This window comes from Micromonospora sp. NBC_01412 (assembly GCF_045040215.1).
In the GTDB taxonomy this organism is placed as follows: domain Bacteria; phylum Actinomycetota; class Actinomycetes; order Mycobacteriales; family Micromonosporaceae; genus Micromonospora; species Micromonospora rubida.
Genome location: NZ_CP109528.1, coordinates 7,247,929 through 7,267,853 on the forward strand (window position 1 = coordinate 7,247,929; position 19,925 = coordinate 7,267,853).

The window sequence follows — 19,925 nt, forward strand, 5'->3', positions numbered from 1 at the left end:
ATTTGTCGAGAGTTGCACAGTGGACGCGTAGCAGCTTAGTAGTCAAGTCCTCGGCCTATTAGTACCGGTCAACTCAACCCGTTACCGAGCTTACATTTCCGGCCTATCAACCCAGTAGTCTAGCTGGGGGCCTTACCCCACAAAAGTGGGTGGGATACCTCATCTTGAAGCAGGCTTCCCGCTTAGATGCTTTCAGCGGTTATCCCTTCCGAACGTAGCTAACCAGCCGTGCCCCTGGCGGGACAACTGGCACACCAGAGGTTCGTCCGTCCCGGTCCTCTCGTACTAGGGACAGCCCTTCTCAAGTATCCTACGCGCACGGCGGATAGGGACCGAACTGTCTCACGACGTTCTAAACCCAGCTCGCGTACCGCTTTAATGGGCGAACAGCCCAACCCTTGGGACCTGCTACAGCCCCAGGATGCGACGAGCCGACATCGAGGTGCCAAACCATCCCGTCGATATGGACTCTTGGGGAAGATCAGCCTGTTATCCCCGGGGTACCTTTTATCCGTTGAGCGACACCGCTTCCACTCGCAAGTGCCGGATCACTAGTCCCGACTTTCGTCCCTGCTCGACCTGTCAGTCTCACAGTCAAGCTCCCTTGTGTACTTGCACTCAACACCTGATTGCCAACCAGGCTGAGGGAACCTTTGGGCGCCTCCGTTACCTTTTAGGAGGCAACCGCCCCAGTTAAACTACCCACCAGACACTGTCCCTGAACCGGATAACGGCCCGAAGTTAGAAACCCAAATCAACCAGAGTGGTATTTCAAGATTGCCTCCACCCATACTGGCGTATGGACTTCACCGGCTCCCACCTATCCTACACAAGCTAATTCGGATACCAATGTCAAGCTATAGTAAAGGTCCCGGGGTCTTTCCGTCCTGCCGCGCGTAACGAGCATCTTTACTCGTAATGCAATTTCGCCGGGCCTGTGGTTGAGACAGTGGGGAAGTCGTTACGCCATTCGTGCAGGTCGGAACTTACCCGACAAGGAATTTCGCTACCTTAGGATGGTTATAGTTACCACCGCCGTTTACTGGCGCTTAAGTTCTCCGCTTCGCCCCGAAGAGCTAACAGGTCCCCTTAACGTTCCAGCACCGGGCAGGCGTCAGTCCATATACATCGAATTACTTCTTCGCATGGACCTGTGTTTTTAGTAAACAGTCGCTTCCCCCTGCTCTCTGCGGCCATACAACGCTCCACCCGCAAGGGGCTTCACGTCTCCGGCCCCCCTTCTCCCTAAGTTACGGGGGCAATTTGCCGAGTTCCTTAACCACAGTTCGCCCGATCGCCTCGGTATTCTCTACCTGACCACCTGTGTCGGTTTGGGGTACGGGCCGCTAAGAACTCGCTAGAGGCTTTTCTCGGCAGCATAGGATCACTGACTTCACCTGAATCGGCTCGGCATCACGTCTCAGCCTTAATGCACCGCGGATTTGCCTACGGTACGGCCTACACGCTTACCCCGGCACAACCACCGGCCGGGCTCAGCTACCTTCCTGCGTCACCCCATCGCTTGACTACTACCCGCCAGGTTCCCACACTCACCCAGTTAAGTCCGAAGACCGCCCCAAGATCACATGGTTAGCACAACAAGGTTCATCATGGGCGTTCTTTCGCGGGTACGGGAATATCAACCCGTTGTCCATCGACTACGCCTCTCGGCCTCGCCTTAGGTCCCGACTCACCCAGGGCGGATTAGCCTGGCCCTGGAACCCTTGGTCATCCGGCGGAAGGGTTTCTCACCCTTCTTTCGCTACTCATGCCTGCATTCTCACTCGTGCCGCGTCCACAACTGGGTCACCCCGCTGCTTCACCCCCGGCACGACGCTCCCCTACCCATCCACACACCTGCACAAGGAATCAAGTCCAAGCGAGGATAAAATATGAATGCCACAGCTTCGGCGGTGTGCTTGAGCCCCGCTACATTGTCGGCGCGGAACCACTTGACCAGTGAGCTATTACGCACTCTTTAAAGGGTGGCTGCTTCTAAGCCAACCTCCTGGTTGTCTATGCGACCCCACATCCTTTTCCACTTAGCACACGCTTAGGGGCCTTAGCTGGTGATCTGGGCTGTTTCCCTCTCGACTACGAAGCTTATCCCCCGCAGTCTCACTGCCGCGCTCTCACTTACCGGCATTCGGAGTTTGGCTGATTTCGGTAAGCTTGTGGGCCCCCTAGACCATCCAGTGCTCTACCTCCGGCAAGAAACACGCGACGCTGCACCTAAATGCATTTCGGGGAGAACCAGCTATCACGGAGTTTGATTGGCCTTTCACCCCTAACCACAGGTCATCCCCCAACTTTTCAACGTTGGTGGGTTCGGCCCTCCACGCGGTCTTACCCGCGCTTCAGCCTGCCCATGGCTAGATCACTCCGCTTCGGGTCTAGGACACGCGACTGAATCGCCCTATTCAGACTCGCTTTCGCTACGGCTCCCCCACACGGGTTAACCTCGCCACATGCCACTAACTCGCAGGCTCATTCTTCAAAAGGCACGCCGTCACCCCGCAAGGCTCCGACGGATTGTAGGCGAACGGTTTCAGGTACTATTTCACTCCCCTCCCGGGGTACTTTTCACCATTCCCTCACGGTACTTGTCCGCTATCGGTCACCAGGAAGTATTTAGGCTTACCAGGTGGTCCTGGCAGATTCACGGCAGATTACAGGGGTCCGCCGCTACTCGGGAACACCCACAGAAGACCAGCCACTTTCACCTACCGGACTCTCACCGCCTACGGTCAGCCATTCCAGACTGTTCGGCTAGCAACTGGTTTTATAACTTCTCGAACAAGTGTCAGCTCATTCAGCAAGGTCCCACAACCCCAACCACGCAACCCCTGACAGGTATCACACGCAGCCGGTTTAGCCTAGATCCGCTTTCGCTCGCCACTACTCACGGAATCACTCTTGTTTTCTCTTCCTACGGGTACTGAGATGTTTCACTTCCCCGCGTTCCCTCCACACACCCTATGTATTCAGGTGCGGGTGACATCACATGACTGATGCCAGGTTTCCCCATTCGGACACCCTGGGATCACAGCTTGGTTGACAGCTCCCCCAGGCCTATCGCGGCCTCCCACGTCCTTCATCGGCTCCTGGTGCCAAGGCATCCACCGTTCGCCCTTGACAACTTGACCACAAAGATGCTCGCGTCCACTGTGCAATTCTCAACAAACGACCAACCCACAACCCACAGCCCCACACCAAACCCGACAACCGCCGACGGTATGCGAGACCAGGCCATGCCTGGCAACCAACCCCCACCCACAGGCGAGGCAATGGCTCCGAAGAAAACAACCACAACGGTTGTTCCTTCAGGACCCAACAGGGTGCTCTCCGCCCTCCCCCAGCCGCACCAGAAGGAACCATTCCCACCACCCCAAAAGGGCAGCTGTACTAGGTCCCCCGGCCGTTGCCAGGGCAAAACTCACCAGTGTCTCCGCCATCTGAGCACCCCAACCCGACATACGCAGGTCGCGGGCTCCATACCGCCTTTCGACGGATGGTGCTCCTTAGAAAGGAGGTGATCCAGCCGCACCTTCCGGTACGGCTACCTTGTTACGACTTCGTCCCAATCGCCAGCCCCACCTTCGACGGCTCCCTCCCACAAGGGGTTGGGCCACCGGCTTCGGGTGTTGCCGACTTTCGTGACGTGACGGGCGGTGTGTACAAGGCCCGGGAACGTATTCACCGCAGCGTTGCTGATCTGCGATTACTAGCGACTCCGACTTCACGGGGTCGAGTTGCAGACCCCGATCCGAACTGAGACCGGCTTTTTGGGATTCGCTCCACCTTACGGTATCGCAGCCCATTGTACCGGCCATTGTAGCATGCGTGAAGCCCTGGACATAAGGGGCATGATGACTTGACGTCATCCCCACCTTCCTCCGAGTTGACCCCGGCAGTCTTCGATGAGTCCCCGCCATAACGCGCTGGCAACATCGAACGAGGGTTGCGCTCGTTGCGGGACTTAACCCAACATCTCACGACACGAGCTGACGACAGCCATGCACCACCTGTGACCGCCCCCGAAGGACCTCACATCTCTGCGAGTTTTGCGGCCATGTCAAACCCAGGTAAGGTTCTTCGCGTTGCATCGAATTAATCCGCATGCTCCGCCGCTTGTGCGGGCCCCCGTCAATTCCTTTGAGTTTTAGCCTTGCGGCCGTACTCCCCAGGCGGGGCGCTTAATGCGTTAGCTGCGGCACAGGAAACCGGAGAGGTCCCCCACACCTAGCGCCCAACGTTTACAGCGTGGACTACCAGGGTATCTAATCCTGTTCGCTCCCCACGCTTTCGCTCCTCAGCGTCAGTATCGGCCCAGAGACCTGCCTTCGCCATCGGTGTTCCTCCTGATATCTGCGCATTTCACCGCTACACCAGGAATTCCAGTCTCCCCTACCGAACTCTAGCCTGCCCGTATCGACTGCAGGCCCGCAGTTGAGCTGCGGGTTTTCACAGTCGACGCGACAAGCCGCCTACGAGCTCTTTACGCCCAATAATTCCGGACAACGCTCGCACCCTACGTCTTACCGCGGCTGCTGGCACGTAGTTGGCCGGTGCTTCTTCTGCAGGTACCGTCACTTTCGCTTCGTCCCTGCTGAAAGAGGTTTACAACCCGAAGGCCGTCATCCCTCACGCGGCGTCGCTGCATCAGGCTTCCGCCCATTGTGCAATATTCCCCACTGCTGCCTCCCGTAGGAGTCTGGGCCGTGTCTCAGTCCCAGTGTGGCCGGTCGCCCTCTCAGGCCGGCTACCCGTCGTCGCCTTGGTAGGCCATTACCCCACCAACAAGCTGATAGGCCGCGAGCCCATCCCAGGCCGAAAAACTTTACACCACCAGCCATGCGGCCAGCAGTCATATTCGGTATTAGCCCCCGTTTCCGAGGGTTATCCCAAAGCCTAGGGCAGGTTGCTCACGTGTTACTCACCCGTTCGCCGCTCGAGTACCCCGAAGGGCCTTTCCGCTCGACTTGCATGTGTTAAGCACGCCGCCAGCGTTCGTCCTGAGCCAGGATCAAACTCTCCAACAAAAACTTGTTGAAAAACTGTCCCGACAACAAAAAGTGTTGCCAAAGGAATCCCAACCAGCCGAAACCCTAAAGTCCGACCAGTACGGGGTATAAATCATAATTGGCACTGGCTTATCAAGCACCCTGTTGAGTTCTCAAAGAACAACCACACACCATCCGAGCACCCCCACCAGGAGGGCCCCGTCCGGGGCATTCAATCCGTACCCGCACCCGCCGCTCTCGCGCCGGGCACTTTTAATACGTTACCCGCCGATTTCCGCTGTGTCAAACCGGTGTAACCCGATCCGACCCGCTTCCACCCAATTGACGGGCACCATTCAGTGACCGACTTTCGTCGGACACTTCCTGGAGTTCGGCAGGCCGCCCGCCGTGGTCTCCCACTTGGCGTCCGTTTCCCTGCCGGCGCCGAACATTACCCCCTCCCCTCAGCCCCGCCAAATCGGCCCCCTCCCGTACTCGGGAGGGGGCCGACGATCGGCAGGAACCTCGCTCAGCCGATCGACTCGCGGTCACGCCATGCCCGACGCAGCGTCACCCGCCCGTTGGTCCGCAGCAGGGCGCCCTCGTACAGCCGGGCACCTCCGGCCAGACAGGCTGCGGTGGTGGCCAGCAGCACCAGCAGCGACAGCACCGGCTCCCAGCCGGCGGCGTCGCCGGTGAACAGCCGCAGCGGCATCGCCGTCGGCGCGGAGAACGGGACGTAGGACAGGATCCGCATGGCCAGCGGGTTGTCGTTGAGGAACATCACCGCGAAGAACGGCAGCATCACCACGAGCTGGACCGGCATCGACACCCCCGCGATGTCCTCCTGCCGGCTGGCCAGCGCGCCGGCGACGGCCCACAGCGCGGCGAGCATGACGAAGCCGATCACGAAGAACGGCACGAACCAGCCCAGCGCCGGGCCGAGCAGCGGCAGGATCCCGCCCCCACCGTCGGCGATCCGCATGCCGGCGACCGCCACTGCGACGATCAGCGCGATCTGCCCCAGGGCCAGCACGCCGCCAGCGATCACCTTGCCGGCGAGCAGCGCCCGGACCGGCACGGCGGCCACGAGGATCTCCACGATCCGGGTCTGCTTCTCCTCAGTCACGCTCTGCGCGATCTGCACCCCGAAGAGCTGGGAGGTGAAGAAGAACGTCATGGCGAAGGCCAGCGGGACGAGGAACGCGGCCACCGGGTCCACGGTGTCGGGGTCCAGCAGCCGCACCGGCGGCTCGGTGCTCAGCGCGCGGAGCACGTCGGCGGGGCGCTCGTCGAGGGCGAGGACCTGCGGGCCGGCGACCACCGCCGCGTCGACGTCGCCGTCGCGGACCAGCCGCTCGGCGGCTGCGTCGTCGGCGACCGGGCGGACGTCCAGGCCGGCCTGGCGCATCGCGTCGGCGTCAGCCGGCGTGGACACCGCCACCGACGTGGGCGTGCCGGCGAGCAGGGCCGGGAGGATGGCCGAGCCGGCGGCGAAGAGCAGGAAGAACAGCGTACTGATCAGGAAGGTCTTGTCGCGCAGCTTGACGCGGATCTCGCGGGCGGCGCCCAGGCTGACGGCGGCGAAGGTGGTCACTGGGTCAGCTCCCGGAAGATCTCGGCGAGGGAGGGGGCGACGGGGCGGAAGGCGCGCACCGGGCCGCGGTCCAGCGCGGCGTGCAGGACGCGCTGGTCGTCGTGGCCGGGCGCGAGGTCGAACACGGCGCGGGCGCCGTCGAGGTCGACCAGGGTGATTCCGGGCTGGTCCCGCAGCCACCCGAGGTCGTCGTCCGCCACCAGCTCGTAGCGGGGCCGGGTGTGCGCGGCGCGCAGCTCGTCGCGCGGGCCGGCGGCGCGGACGGCGCCACCGGCGATGACCACCAGGTCGTCGCAGAGCCGCTCCACCACGTCGAGCTGGTGACTGGAGAACAGCACCGGCACGCCCGCGGCGGCCCGCTCGCGCAGCACGGTCACGAGGGTGTCGACGGCCGCCGGGTCGAGCCCGGAGAACGGCTCGTCGAGCACCAGCACGTCGGGGTCGTGGACCAGGGCGGCGGCGATCTGGGCGCGCTGCTGGTTGCCCAGAGACAGCGTCTCCACCAGGTCGCCGGCCCGTTCGCCGAGCCCGACCCGGTCGATCAGGTCCGTGGTATTGGCGCGGGCCCGCTCGGCGGTCAGGCCGTGCAGCCGGCCGAGGTAGACGAGCTGGTCGCGGGCGCTCATCTTCGGGTACAGGCCGCGCTCCTCGGGCAGGTAGCCGAAGCGGCGGCGGGACTGCGGGGTCAGTGGGGCGCCGCGCCAGGTGACGGTGCCGGAGTCGGCCGCGAGCACGCCGAGGATGATCCGCATGGTGGTGGTCTTGCCGGCGCCGTTGGCGCCGACGAAGCCGGTCATCCGGCCGGCCGGGACGTCGAAGGAGACGTCGGTGAGGACCCGCCGGTCGCCGAAGCTGCGACTGACCCCCTCGACGCGGAGCAAATTGATCACGCGTTGGACGCTAGCCGCCGTCGGGGTCTCCTGCCGTCCGGCCGGAGGCGGACCCCGGCGTCCGCCGCGGGGTGGACCGGCTCACCCGCCGGGGCGTACCACCCCGTGCTCGTACGCGAAGACCACCGCCTGCGTGCGGTCGCGCAGCCCGAGCTTGGCCAGCACCCGGCTCACGTGGGTCTTCACCGTGGCCTCGCCGAGGTACAGCGCGGCGGCGATCTCGGCGTTGGTGACGCCGCGGCCCAGTAGCTCCAGCACCTCGCGCTCGCGTGGGGTCAGCCCGTTGAGCAGGGTCGGGTCGATCCGGGGCGCGCGGCCGGCCGGGGCGGCGAAGGTGGCGATGACCCGTCGGGTGATCTCCGGGGCGAGCAGGGCGTCGCCGCGGTGCAGAATGCGTACGGCGTCGACGAGATCCTCGGGGGTGCCGTTCTTGAGCAGGAACCCGCTGGCTCCGGCCTGGAGGGCGGCGAAGAGGTAGTCGTCCCGGTCGAAGGTGGTGAGGATGAGCACGGCCGGCGCCCCGGGGACGGCGGTGATCCGGCGGGTGCCCTCCAGGCCGTCCACGCCCGGCATCTCCACGTCCATCAGGACGACGTCGGGGCGCAGCGTGGCGGCCAGTTCGGCGGCCCGCGCTCCGTCGGCGGCCTCGCCGACCACCTCGATGTCGTCCTCCACCTCGAGGATGACCCGGAAGCCGGTGCGGACGAGGCGCTGGTCGTCGGCGAGCAGGACCCGGATGGCGCTCACGCCGCCCTACCCACGGTCGGCCTGGTCAGCGGTAGGCGCGCCCGGACGCGGAAGCCGCTGCCGGTGCGGGGGCCGGTCTCCAGTTCGCCGTCGTGGGCGGCGATCCGTTCGCGCATGCCGACCAGTCCCATGCCGGCGGGGTTGGGCGGGGCGGTGGCCCGGCCGTCGTCGCTGACGTCGACCTCCAGTTGGCTGGCGAGGTAGCGGACCCGTACGTCGATCATGCTCGCCCCGGCGTGTTTGACGGTGTTGGTGACGGCCTCCTGCACGACCCGGTACGCGGTGTGCGAGACGGGGCCGGGCAGCGGGACGGGGTCGCCGTAGACGCCGACGTGGGTGCGCAGGCCGGCGGCGCGGGCGCCGTCCAGCAGCTCGGGGATCCGGTCGACGCCGGTCGTCGCGGGCCGTTCGTCCGGTTCCGCGCCGCCGGGTTGGCGCAGCAGGCCGAGCATCCGGCGCAGCTCGTCGACGGCGCTGCGGGCGCTCTGCTCGATCGCGCCCAGGGCGGTGCGGGCCTTGGCGGCGTCGCGGTCCAGGACGCGCCGCGCCGCGGCGGCCTGCACGCCCATGACGGAGACGTGGTGGGCCACGGAGTCGTGCAGCTCGCGGGCGATGCGGACCCGCTCGGTGAGGATGGCGCGTTCGTGGGCCTCGGCCCGGGAGCGGCGCAGCTGCTCGGCCTGGGCCGCGAGCTGGTGTTCGCGGCGGGCGGCGGTCCACGCGGTCTCGCCGAAGAAGTACGCGAAGCCGAAGATGAGGACGTTGAGCAGCACGCCGTTGACGATGGCGGCGAGCACGGGTGGCACCGGGCCGGCGGCGTCGGCGAACGCACCGGGCGGCAGGTTGGAGAAGCCGACCGCGTACGCCAGGGCGATCCAGGCGAACATGGCGGCGATGACGGCGATCCGGATCGCGCGCGAGCGGCGCCGGTCGGGTCCCCACGCCCCGAGGGTGTAGATCGCGGCGAACAGGGCGCCGGAGGAGAGCTGGGCCTCGGGGGCGGAGCGGACCTGCCCTGCGATGAACGCGATCGCGACGGCCACGGCGACCGCCTCGGGCCGGCGGCGTCGCCAGGCCAGGGGGAGGGTGACCGCGACCGACCAGAGCAGCCGCTCGGGCCACGACGGCGGGTCGCCGAACATGAACACGCCCGCGCTGCTGGTCAGGGTGAGGTTGAGCAGCGCGACGAGCGCGACGGCCAGCCCGATGTACAGGTCGTGTCGTTGCTGCTCGGGGGTGGGGCCGGGGCGGCGCCACGCGTCGTCGGCGGTCCTCGGGGCGGTGTTCACCCGTCGGACCCTTTCACGAGTCGGGGGTGGGGGTGGGACGGGCCTGCCCCCTGCTGCTGGCGGGGTGTGTGGTGCGTCAGCCGTGGCGGGCATCACCGGGGGATGGCTCTCCCCGCGCGGTCAGCCGGTCCAGGATGCGCACCCCGGCGCGGCCACCGTCAGGGCGTGCCGCGCCCGTCGATACGGTAGCCGGATGACAGACGTAGTCGGGTACCGCGAACTGGGCGAGGCCGGGTGGGCGTGGGTGCTCGGCCAGGTCCGCGAGGACGACGGTCCGTGGCTGCCGGAGTCGGTCGCCGACGACGGGCCACCGGAGGGGCCGGCCGGGGACCGCGATTCGCTGTACGCCGGGATCGCCGGGCTGGCCCCGGTCCTGGCCGAGGTCGAGCGGCACCGGGCGCTGACGGACGCCGAGCGGTCACTCGGGGCGGGGATCGTGACCCGGCTGTCGGCCGGGGCGGCGGTGCGCGCCGAGCCGTCCCTGTGCGACGGGCTGGCCGGGGACGTGTTCGCGCTGCGATTGCTCGCCCCCGGACGGGAGGGGATCGCGCTGCGTCGGCTCGCCGAACTGCGCACCCCGGCGGGGTGGAACACCACCCTGGACGTCGGGCCGGACCATCGGGGGCCACTCACCGACCTGATCATGGGTACGGCCGGCGTGGTGCTGGCCGCCGCCTGGGCGGGTGGCGAGGCCGCCGCCGCGATCATGTCGACCGGCGGGGAGGCGCTGTTGCGGGTGGCCGAGCCGACCGCCGCCGGGCTGGACTGGCGCCTGCGGCCGGGGCACTCGTCGAGCACGCCGAACTACTCGCACGGCACGGCGGGGGTGGCCACGGCGCTGGCGGTCGCCGGGCACGCGCTGGGCCGGGACGACTTCCTCGACGCCGCCCGCGCGGGTGCCCGGCACCTGGTCGCCGTGGGCTGCCTGGACGACGACGGTTTCGTCGTGCCACACACGATCCCCGCCTCCCGGCGGGAGGTGGAGCCGGTGACGTACGGCTGGTGCCACGGGCCGACGGGGACGTCGTACCTGTTCGCCGCGCTAGCCTTCGCCGGGGTCGAACAGGTCGCCGGGTTCACGGTCGGTGAGCTGCGGGAACGCTGTCTGCGTTCGGTGCTCGCCGCCGGGCTTCCGCGCCGGCTCCGCCCGGGTTTCTGGGACAACGACGGCCGCTGCTGCGGCACCGCGGGGGTCGGCGACATGCTGCTCGATGCCGCCCAGGGCTGCCCCGATCGGGCCGGGGCGGAGCTGCTGCTGCGGTCCGCCCGGACCATGGGCGACGCGCTGGTCGAGCGGGCGGTCCGCGACGACGCCGGCGCCCGGTGGCGGTTCGTGGAGCACCGGCGGGATCCGCCCCTGCTCCCACCCGGGACGGCGTGGATGCAGGGTGCCGCAGGGATCGCCGCGTTCCTGCTGCGCCTCGCCCGGGTGTGCGAGGCCCCGACCACCGCCGTCGTCGTCGACCGGCCCGAGCAGTGGTGGGCAGTCCCGCAGCCGCTGCGCGTCGCGTCCGCCGGTGGCGCCGGCGCGACGGTGTGAGGACGGCCGGCACCGCGACCCCGGTGCTGCCCGTAGCCGGTGGGGCGGCGGTCGGCGGAGGTTCGGGTCGGGTCGTCACTCGGGGGCGGCCGGGCCCAGCAGCCGGATCTCCTCGATGTCGAGCACGGCCTGGAGTTCCCGCAGCACCGTGTCGTCGATCTCGTTCGCGTCGCGCAGCCGGGTGATCTCGCGGCGCTTGCGTTCCAGGACCGCCAGCCGCAGCCGGCGCTCGAGGTCACGGGCCCGCTCGGACTCCTCCCCCACGTCGGCGGCCCGGATCCCGTCGAGGTGGGCCTGGTAGTCGAGGCGCACCCGGTCGACGGCCTCCGGCGCCGCGCCCAGCCCACCCGCCACCTCCGGCAGCGCCGCCAGCCCGACCTCCGCGGCCCGCAACCGGGCCCGGCGCACCTCGTCGACCCGTTGCTGGTCCCCGATGAGGCCCGCCCACCGGACCACGAGCGGGAGGGTGGTGCCCTGGACCAGCATGATCAGCACGATCACCACCGCCGTGCAGAAGATGATCAGATCGCGTTCGTGGACCGGATGCCCGGCCGGGGTGGACAGTGGCACCGCGAGCGCCGCGGCCAGGGACACCGCGCCCCGGAAGCCGGCCCAGCCGGCGGCCGTGCGGATCCGCCACCCGACCCGCAGGGCCCGCTGCGACCTGCGGCGGTCGATCAGCTCCAGCAGGTACGCCGACAGGTGCAGCCAGGCCATCCGGGTCGCCAGCACCGTGGCGGCGACCACCACCGCGATGACCAGCGCCCGCGCCAGGGACGTACTGGTGACCCCGCGCAGCGCGCGGGGGATCTGCATCCCGAGCAGCACGAACAGTCCGCCGTTGATCAGGAAGGTGCTGAGGTCCCAGAAGGCAAGGGCCATCACCCGGGAGGGCGCGCGGATCACCCGGGGCCCGGCGTAGGCGAGCACCAGGCCCGCGACCACCACGGCGAGCACGCCACTGGAGTGCAGCTCCTCGGCGATCAGGAACGCGACGAACGGGGTGAGCACGCTGAGCGTGCCCTCCCGGAGCGGGTCGTCGAGGCGGCGGCGTACCAGGACGACCAGGCCCCCGACCGCCAGCCCGGCCGCGACGCCGCCGAGGAACGATCCGGCGACCCGCTCCAGGAGCGGGAGCGGCCCCGGCGGGGCGCCGCCGGTGATCAGGCCGACCGCGACGGCGAAGAGGACCAGCGCGGTGCCGTCGTTGATCAGGCTCTCCGCGCGCAGGATGTTGAGGAACCGGCGGGGCAGCCGCTTGGCCAGGCCGGCGACGGCGGCGGCGTCGGTCGGGGCGAGCACGGCGCCGAGCACCCAGGCCGCCGGGCCGGCCACCCCGACCGCCTGGGCGACCACCGCCACCGCGACCATGGTGACCGCCACCAGCGCCACGGCGAGCAGGACGATGACCAGCAGGTTGGCGCGCAACTCCCGCAGGCTGACGGTGAGGCTCTCCCGGTAGAGGATCGCCGGCAGGAACAGCAGCAGCACCACGTCCGGTTCGAGCACCACGTCGGACAGTGGCGGGACGAGCGCCAGCAGCACGCCCATGCCGATGAGCAGGACGGGCGGTGCGACGCGGTAGCGCCCGCCGAGGGTGGTGCCGAGCAGCACGGTGGCCGCCAGCACCACGATCAGCACGAGCCCGTCCACGTCGTCCCCTCGTCGCCCCTTACCGTCGGCGTGCGGCCGTCCGGGTCGAGGGGTCCCGGGGCGCCCGCCCCACCATGGTTCTACGGCGGCCGGATGCCGGAGGTTGGAACCGGCCTATTGGCGCGACCGGCACCGCCGGGCCGGGGTCAGGAGAAGCGTTCGATCGTGACGGGGATGAGTCCCTGCATCCGCAGCGCCGCGGTCAGCTCGCGCAGCAGCGGACCGAGCGGGTCGGCACCGCCGGCGAGGTCGGCGCTCAGGTCGAGGCACCAGGGGCCGCCGGCGCCGATCCGGCGCAGGTGCCAGGTGAAGGAGTCGGCCCCGACCCGGCGGGAGGCGACCCCGATGACCCTCGCCTCCGGGTCGGCGGGGTCACCCGTGCTCGCCATCCGCCAGCCGCCGCGCAGGTTCGCCAGCCCGTCCGGGCGCAGGTCGGCGGCGAACAGGACCCGGTAGACGCGGCTGTCGCGCATCCCGGCGCCGGCCGGGTGGGGGTTGAGCCGCAGCGGGGCCGCCGTGGACAGCGGCTGCCCGTCGTGGAAGTGGCCGCGCAACGCCTCCTCGCCGGGCAGTTCGCCGCCGCCGAGCAGGCGGTAGGCGGTCGCCGCCTCGTGCCGTGGCACCCCGACCACCCGGCGGCGCAGGTGGGCGTCGACCCGGATGCTCCGGCTGAAGGCCGCGCAGTCCCACCAGTGGCCGTCCGCCGGCGTCCACGCGGCGGAGTCGAGGCGCACCGCCGCCCAGTCCTCGCCGAGCACGAACTCCTCGACGACGAGCCCTTCCGGCGCGGCGACGCTCCCGCCCGGGCCGTCGGGGTGGACGAGGTAGTAGTCGAGCGCCGGCTGCGGTACCGGGGCGGCCGGCCCGGGCCGGTGCGCCGCCACGGGGGCCTGTGGCGTGCCGCCCGGCCGGCTCTGCTCCGCGTGCCATGTCGTCACCGCCGCATTGTCGACCGGGGCCGCCCGCCGGCCCGGACGACTCGCCGCCGCGCCGTACGGCCCGTCGGGCGGCAGCGGGGCGACCCCACCACGGTGGACCGGATCCGCCGGTTTCTTTCATTGCTCAGTCGAAACGTTTCTCTGACACGTTCGACTCTTGCACGCAGCAATCCGCTGCTGACACGATGGCCATCGATGCATCTTCGAAACGAACGGAAGGAGCAGGGCCATGGCGGTGTCCCGTCGGAGGCTGATCGGATCCCTCGCAGCGGGATCCGCCCTCGCCGCAGCCTCCCCGACCGACCTGGTGTCAGCCCTTCGCGGCACGGCCCTCGCGGCCAGCCCGCCCGGCGACGTCGTCGGCAAGATCTCGGTCGGCTACCAGGGCTGGTTCAGCTGCCCCGGCGACGGGGCGCCGATCGGCGGCTGGTGGCACTGGAGCCGCGACCGGTTCCAGCCGCCGGCCCCGGCCAACACCACCATCGTCTCCTGGCCGGACATGCGGGAGTACGCCCGCGGCTACTCCACCGCGTACCCGGCCCTGGGCAACGGCCAGCCGGCGCAGCTCTTCTCCTCCTACGACCAGCAGACGGTCGACACCCACTTCCGCTGGATGCAGGAGTACGGCTGCGACACCGCCGCCCTGCAACGGTTCAACCCGGTCGGCGACGAGGGGCCCACGCGCGACGCCATGACGGTCAAGGTCCGCGGCGCGGCCGAGCGCTTCGGCCGCAAGTTCTACATCATGTACGACGTCACCGGCTGGACGTCGATGCAGACCCAGATCAAGGACGACTGGACCAACCGGATGTCCGCGCACACCGCCTCCCCGGCGTACGCCCGGCAGAACGGCCGGCCCGTGGTCTGCATCTGGGGCTTCGGCTTCAACGACGACGGCCGCCCCTTCGCGCCCGCCGCCTGCCTCGACGTGGTCAACTGGTTCAGGGCCCAGGGCTGCTACGTCATCGGCGGCGTGCCGACCTATTGGCGGCAGGGCATCAACGACTCCCGGCCGGGCTTCTCCGAGGTCTACCACGCGTTCCACATGATCTCGCCGTGGATGGTCGGCCGCACCGGCACCCTGGACGGGCTCGACTGGTTCCACACCAACGTCAACGTTCCCGACCAGGCCGACTGCATCACGCACGGCATCGACTACCAGCCCTGCGTGCTGCCGGGCGACCTGTCGTCCGGGCACCGCCGCCACGGCGACTTCTACTGGCGGCACCTCTACAACATGACCCGGCTCGGCGCCCAGGGCCTCTACGTGTCCATGTTCGACGAGTTCAACGAGGGCAACCAGATCGCCAAGACCAGCGAGACGCAGGCGACCACCCCGGCGGGGGCGGGCATCCGGGCGCTGGACGAGGACGGCACCGCCTGCTCCGCCGACTACTACCTGCGGATCACCGCCGACGGCGGCCGGATGTTCAAGGGCCAACTCGCCCTCACCGCCGTACGGCCGACGCCGCCCGTGCTCGGCGGCGGCCCCCAGCCCGGCGGGGACCTCGCCGCGGGCCGGCCGACGTCGGCGAGCAGCCAGAACGGCGGGTTCGCCGCCGGCAACGCCGTCGACGCCGACCGGGGAAGCTACTGGGAGTCCACCAACGGCGCCTTCCCCCAGTGGTGGCAGGTCGACCTCGGCGCGGCCCACCAGGTGGCCCGGATCGTGCTCGCCGTGCCGGCCGGCTGGGAGGCGCGCACCCAGACGCTGAGCGTGCAGGGCAGCACCGACGGCGTGACCTTCACGACGCTCGCCGGGCCGTCCGGGGTCCGGTTCGACCCGGCCACCGGCAACACCGCGACCCTCGCCGTGCCCGCGACCGCCGCCCGGCACGTCCGGGTCACGGTCACGGGCAACACGGCCTGGCCGGCGGCCCAGCTCGCCCAGGTCGCGGTGTACGCGACGCCCGACACCCCCACCCCGGGCGCCGACCTCGCCCGGGGCAGGCCGGCCACGGAGAGCGGCCACGCCCAGGCCTACGGCTGCGCGAACGTCGTCGACGGCAACCCCGACAGCTACTGGGAGAGCGCCGCCGACGCGTTCCCGCAGTGGGTGGGCGTCGACCTCGGCGCGACCGTCGGCGTCGGCCGGATCGTGCTGCGGCTTCCGCCGGCCGCCGCCTGGCAGCGGCGTACCCAGACGCTGTCGGTCGAGGCGAGCCCGGACGGCGCCGGGTGGACGACCCTCGTCGTGTCGGCCGGGCGGGTCTTCGACCCGGCCACCGGCAACCAGGTGACGCTCACCGTGCCGGCCACGCCCGCCCGGCACGTGCGGATCCGCTTCACCGGCAACACCGGCTGGCCGGCGGCGCAGCTGTCCCAGCTGGAGGTGTACGCCGGCTAGTGGCGGCGCGGCGTCCCCCACGCCCGCCGCAGCACACCGCCGGCCGCCGCGCGGCCGGCTCCCACCACCCCAAGGAGAAGAGTCACCCATGTCCCGGAGCATCATCCCGGCGTCGCGGTGGTCGTCGCGGCGACCACCGCGGCGCCGTTCCCCGGCGGTCGTCGCCTCCGCCGTCGCGCTCGCGACCGCCCTCGGCGTCCTGGCCGGGGCGCCCGGCCCGGCCGCCGCCGACCCGGCCACCGGCGGCGGGCCCGTGGTGACCCGGGCCGGCCTCGACCCAGGGCTGGTCTCCGGGCGCGGGGCCGATGTCGGCTTCGCCGAGCAGGAGGCGGAGAACGCCGCCACGGACGGCGAGGTCATCGGCCCCGACCGCACCGCCTACACCCTGCCGGCGGAGGCCTCCGGCCGCCGGGCGGTCCGGCTGACCCCCGGCCGGTACGTCGAGTTCACCCTGCCGAGCGCGGCCAACGCGATCACCGTGCGCTACAGCATCCCGGACGCGCCGGGCGGCGGAGGCATCACCGCGCCGCTGGACGTCGCGGTGAACCAGCGGCGGATCCGGACGATGACCCTCACCTCCCAGTACGCGTGGCTCTACAACCAGTACCCGTTCTCCAACGACCCGGCCGCCGGGCTGCTGCACCCGGACTGGTGGATCACCGAGTGCGGGTGCGTGCCGTCGGCCACCACCCCGTACCCGAGCATCCCCACCCCGTTCCGCCCCAGCCACTTCTACGACGAGCAACGCCTGCTGCTCGGCCGCGCCTACCGGGCGGGCGACCGGATCCGGCTCACCGTCCCCGCCGGCAGCAATGCCGCCTGGACCGTGATCGACCTGCTCGACTCCGAGCTGGTCGGCCCGCCACGGGTCCGGCTCGCCGCCGCGAACGTGCTGGCCTTCGGCGCCGACCCGACCGGCCGGCGCGACTCGGCCGCCGCCCTGGACCGGGCCATCGCCTTCGCCCGGCGGGCGGACCTGCCGGTCTACCTGCCGCCGGGCACCTACCAGGTGAACCGGCACATCATCGTCGACGACGTGACGATCGAGGGCGCCGGCAGCTGGTACACGATCGTCAAGGGGCACGAGGTCGCGTTGCCGACGCCTGCCCCGAACGGCTCGGTGCACACCGGCGTCGGCTTCTACGGCCGCGACGCCGCCGACGGCGGCAGCCGCAACGTGCACCTCTCCGGCTTCGCCATCGAGGGCGACGTACGCGAGCGGATCGACACCGACCAGGTCAACGCGATCGGCGGCGCGATGAGCGACTCCACCATCGACGGGCTGCACCTGCGGCACACGAAGGTGGGCATCTGGTTCGACGGGCCGATGAGCGACGTGCGGGTCACGAACACGGTCATCGTCGACCAGATCGCCGACGGGCTGAACTTCCACACCGGCGTCACCGACTCGCTGGTCGCGCACACCTTCGTCCGCAACTCCGGCGACGACGGGCTCGCGATGTGGTCGGAGAAGGTCGGCAACGCCCGCAACAGGTTCGACCACAACACCGTGCAGTCGCCGGTGCTCGCCAACGGCATCGCCCTGTACGGCGGCACCGACAACACCGTGTCGAACAACCTGGTCGCCGACCCGGTGCGGGAGGGCAGCGCCATCCACGTCGGGTCCCGCTTCGGCGCGGAGGCGTTCACCGGGCGGCTACTGATCACCGGCAACACCACCGCCCGCGCCGGCACGTACGAGCTGAACTGGAAGATCGGACTCGGGGCCATCTGGTTCTACGCCCTCGACCGGGACATCGACGCGACCGTCGAGGTGGTCGGCGACCACTACCTCGACAGCACGTACAACGCCGTCATGCTGGTCAGCGACTGGCCGGTGAAGGACCTCTACTCGATCAGGAACGTCCAGTTCCGCGACATCCGGGTCGACGGGACGGGCACGTCGGTGGTCAGCGCCCGCTCGGCCGGCTCCGCCTCGTTCCGCAACGTGGACGCCCGCAACGTCGGCGCGGTCGGGGTCAACAACTGCGGGTCGTTCCACTTCACCCCAGCCGGCTCCGAGTTCGCCCTCAGTGACCTCGGCGGCAACGACGGCGGCTGGCTCGCCCCGTGGCTGCTGCCGAACACCATCACCTGCGACGACCGCCCGCCGGTCGTACCGCCGCCGCCACCGGCGTCCTGGTGAGGTGAGGCCGGCGGGCGGTGGTCACCGCCCGCCGGCCGCCGTGGGCTCCGGCCGCCGGGACCCACGGCTGCCGGGCCGACCGGCCACCGAGGGGAACGGGGTTGCTCCACGGGTGGGCCGTGGTCCCAGGGGCAGCAGCCCCGACTGCCTACCCGCCGCCTATGGAGCTGAGTCGTCTGCATCATCAGAGCGGGACAGCGACCCGTTCACGACATCAGCTCCAAAGCGCGGCGGCGACGCCACCTGGTCCGCGACAGCCCGCCGGTTGACGTGGCCGTAGGCGGAAGCCGTGGACGCAGCCGCCGCTGCGCGGCCCCTCCACCAGGAACGTCTGGCCCCGGTAGAGGGTGCCCGCACACGCCCCGTTCGGGCACGGGCGCCACCCGCAGTCCGGCCGCCCGGGCCGCGGCCAGCGCGCTCGGTGCGCACGAACAGGTCGCTGGCGCACACGGTCTCGCGCGCCCCGATGGTGCCGTTCACGACCGGGCCAGGGCCGGGCCGCGACCAATGCCACCGGACCCGACAATGCCCTACCAAAAGGGAGGTTGAGCGGTCGCGGCGAAATCCCCGGGCTGCCGATCACCCATCTTGGCGAGGCGGACCCAAAGGCGGGGCACACCGGTTTCCGGCAGGTGGCAATGGTGCGGTGGTGTCGGGATCAGCCCTGCGTTTCCAAATGCTCCCGTAGGCTGCGCGGGCGTAGGTCGGTCCAGACCTCTTCGATGTGCGCCAGGCAGGTAGCCCGGTCGCCGGTGACGCCCACCGCCCGCCACCCAGCCGGAATCTCCGATCCTTCCGACCAGATCGAATACTGTTCCTCGTCGTTGACCACGACGTGGTATCGGCGCAGTTCCTCAGATTCTTCCATCGCTGCTCTCCAGGTGCGGCGGTGCCCACAGATTAGACATGAGGATTATAACGACCAACCAGCCGATGCGTTGCCCCATCGAGGGCCATCACAATATCCGATTGATCGCCCCACGCAGAGGCGAAGTAACAAATTACATCCATTACGGTAAATCAAGGTCGACGATGCTCCGGGTGTCGACTTCGCTGTCGGCGATTTCGGGTGACCGCCGGCGGCTCCGGTACGGTCACGGCACGCTGGTCCTCGGACGCCCGGCAGGCGCGAGGATCGGTTCCGCCCGGAGCCAGCGCTGAAACACCCACGTCGGCGGCTCAAGCCGCTCGCCCGGCGACCGGCTCGGGTCGCTTGGCCAGGTCCGCGTACCGGCCCCGGTGGTAGAGCAGCGGCGAATCGACCTCACTGTGCCGCAGCAGCTCCGGCTCGGCGAGCACGACAGCATGGTCACCCGCGACCACCCGGTCGATCACCCGGCACAGCAGCCAGGCCAGGGTGTCGTCGAGGATCGGCACCCCCTCGGGCCCGTGCCGCCAGCGGGTCGGCGCCGCGAACCGGTCGATCCCGCTGGTGGCGAACCTCTGGGCAAGTTCCTGTTGCTGACGGGTGAGCAGGTGCACGCCAACGTGCCGGGCCCGGGAGACGGTGGGCCAACTCGACGAACTGAGATCCAGGCAGAACAGGACGATCGGCGGCCGCAGTGACACCGAGGTGAACGACGTGGCGGTGAAGCCGACCGCCGAGGCGCCGGGAGCGGTGACCACGGTGACGGTGCTGGCCTGGTGGCGCAGCACCGCCCGCAGGGTCTCCGGATCGGCGCGAACCGGCGGAGAGTCGTCGACGGGCTCGGTCATGGCGTTCCTCCCCGGTGCTGGGTGCTGGACGGTCGGGTCTGCTACCCGCCGCTCGTACG

Annotated in this window: 11 protein-coding genes and 2 rRNA genes; 3 read left to right on the forward strand and 10 right to left on the reverse strand. The window is 69.4% G+C overall.

The window, feature by feature from the left end; translation table 11 throughout:
* Positions 1 to 38: 38 nt before the first annotated feature.
* The 6 genes from OG617_RS31665 to OG617_RS31690 form a co-directional block, all read right to left on the reverse strand.
* Positions 39 to 3,146: ribosomal RNA gene (locus OG617_RS31665) — 23S ribosomal RNA — on the reverse strand.
* Between the two features lie 379 nt (positions 3,147 to 3,525).
* Positions 3,526 to 5,042: ribosomal RNA gene (locus OG617_RS31670) — 16S ribosomal RNA — on the reverse strand.
* The 16S and 23S rRNA genes sit together here, the layout of an rRNA operon.
* A 490-nt stretch (positions 5,043 to 5,532) precedes the next feature.
* On the reverse strand, positions 5,533 to 6,600 hold the full coding sequence (locus tag OG617_RS31675; protein WP_405096547.1) for an ABC transporter permease: 1,068 nt from the start codon (positions 6,598 to 6,600) through the stop codon (positions 5,533 to 5,535).
* Positions 6,597 to 7,490 carry an ABC transporter ATP-binding protein gene (locus OG617_RS31680; protein WP_161691045.1) on the reverse strand — a complete coding sequence of 298 codons (894 nt, stop codon included), beginning with the start codon at positions 7,488 to 7,490 and terminating at the stop codon, positions 6,597 to 6,599. Before OG617_RS31680 ends, OG617_RS31675 begins: the two co-directional genes overlap by 4 nt.
* An 81-nt stretch (positions 7,491 to 7,571) precedes the next feature.
* Positions 7,572 to 8,237, reverse strand: a complete 666-nt coding sequence (locus tag OG617_RS31685; protein WP_405096548.1) for a response regulator — start codon at positions 8,235 to 8,237, stop codon at positions 7,572 to 7,574.
* Positions 8,234 to 9,526, reverse strand: coding sequence for a sensor histidine kinase (locus OG617_RS31690; RefSeq protein ID WP_405096549.1), 1,293 nt, complete (start codon positions 9,524 to 9,526; stop codon positions 8,234 to 8,236). The genes OG617_RS31685 and OG617_RS31690 overlap by 4 nt, the downstream gene beginning before the upstream one ends.
* 193 nt (positions 9,527 to 9,719) lie before the next feature.
* On the opposite strand from OG617_RS31690, the gene OG617_RS31695 reads away from it, so the two are divergent.
* Entirely contained in the window at positions 9,720 to 11,066 is a 1,347-nt protein-coding gene (locus OG617_RS31695) for a lanthionine synthetase LanC family protein (RefSeq protein WP_405096550.1), read from the forward strand.
* 75 nt (positions 11,067 to 11,141) lie between these two features.
* Here the strand turns inward: OG617_RS31695 and OG617_RS31700 are convergent, their stop codons facing one another.
* Positions 11,142 to 12,719 carry a Na+/H+ antiporter gene (locus tag OG617_RS31700; protein WP_405096551.1) on the reverse strand — a complete coding sequence of 526 codons (1,578 nt, stop codon included), beginning with the start codon at positions 12,717 to 12,719 and terminating at the stop codon, positions 11,142 to 11,144.
* A 146-nt stretch (positions 12,720 to 12,865) separates the two neighbouring features.
* Positions 12,866 to 13,657 carry a hypothetical protein gene (locus OG617_RS31705; protein ID WP_405096552.1) on the reverse strand — a complete coding sequence of 264 codons (792 nt, stop codon included), beginning with the start codon at positions 13,655 to 13,657 and terminating at the stop codon, positions 12,866 to 12,868.
* A 229-nt stretch (positions 13,658 to 13,886) separates the two neighbouring features.
* Between OG617_RS31705 and OG617_RS31710 the strand changes: the two genes are divergently transcribed.
* Both OG617_RS31710 and OG617_RS31715 read left to right on the forward strand, forming a co-directional pair.
* Positions 13,887 to 16,004, forward strand: a complete 2,118-nt coding sequence (locus OG617_RS31710) for a discoidin domain-containing protein (protein WP_405096553.1) — start codon at positions 13,887 to 13,889, stop codon at positions 16,002 to 16,004.
* Between the two features lie 88 nt (positions 16,005 to 16,092).
* Positions 16,093 to 18,150: a glycosyl hydrolase family 28-related protein gene (locus OG617_RS31715; RefSeq protein WP_405096554.1), complete on the forward strand. Its 2,058-nt coding sequence runs from the start codon at positions 16,093 to 16,095 to the stop codon at positions 18,148 to 18,150.
* 658 nt (positions 18,151 to 18,808) lie between these two features.
* Here OG617_RS31715 and OG617_RS31720 read toward each other — a convergent pair.
* Positions 18,809 to 19,018, reverse strand: coding sequence for an MbtH family protein (locus OG617_RS31720; RefSeq protein ID WP_405096555.1), 210 nt, complete (start codon positions 19,016 to 19,018; stop codon positions 18,809 to 18,811).
* 311 nt (positions 19,019 to 19,329) lie between these two features.
* Complete coding sequence (locus OG617_RS31725) at positions 19,330 to 19,866, reverse strand: flavin reductase family protein (protein WP_405096556.1); 537 nt, start codon at positions 19,864 to 19,866, stop codon at positions 19,330 to 19,332.
* Between the last annotated feature and the right edge of the window lie 59 nt (positions 19,867 to 19,925).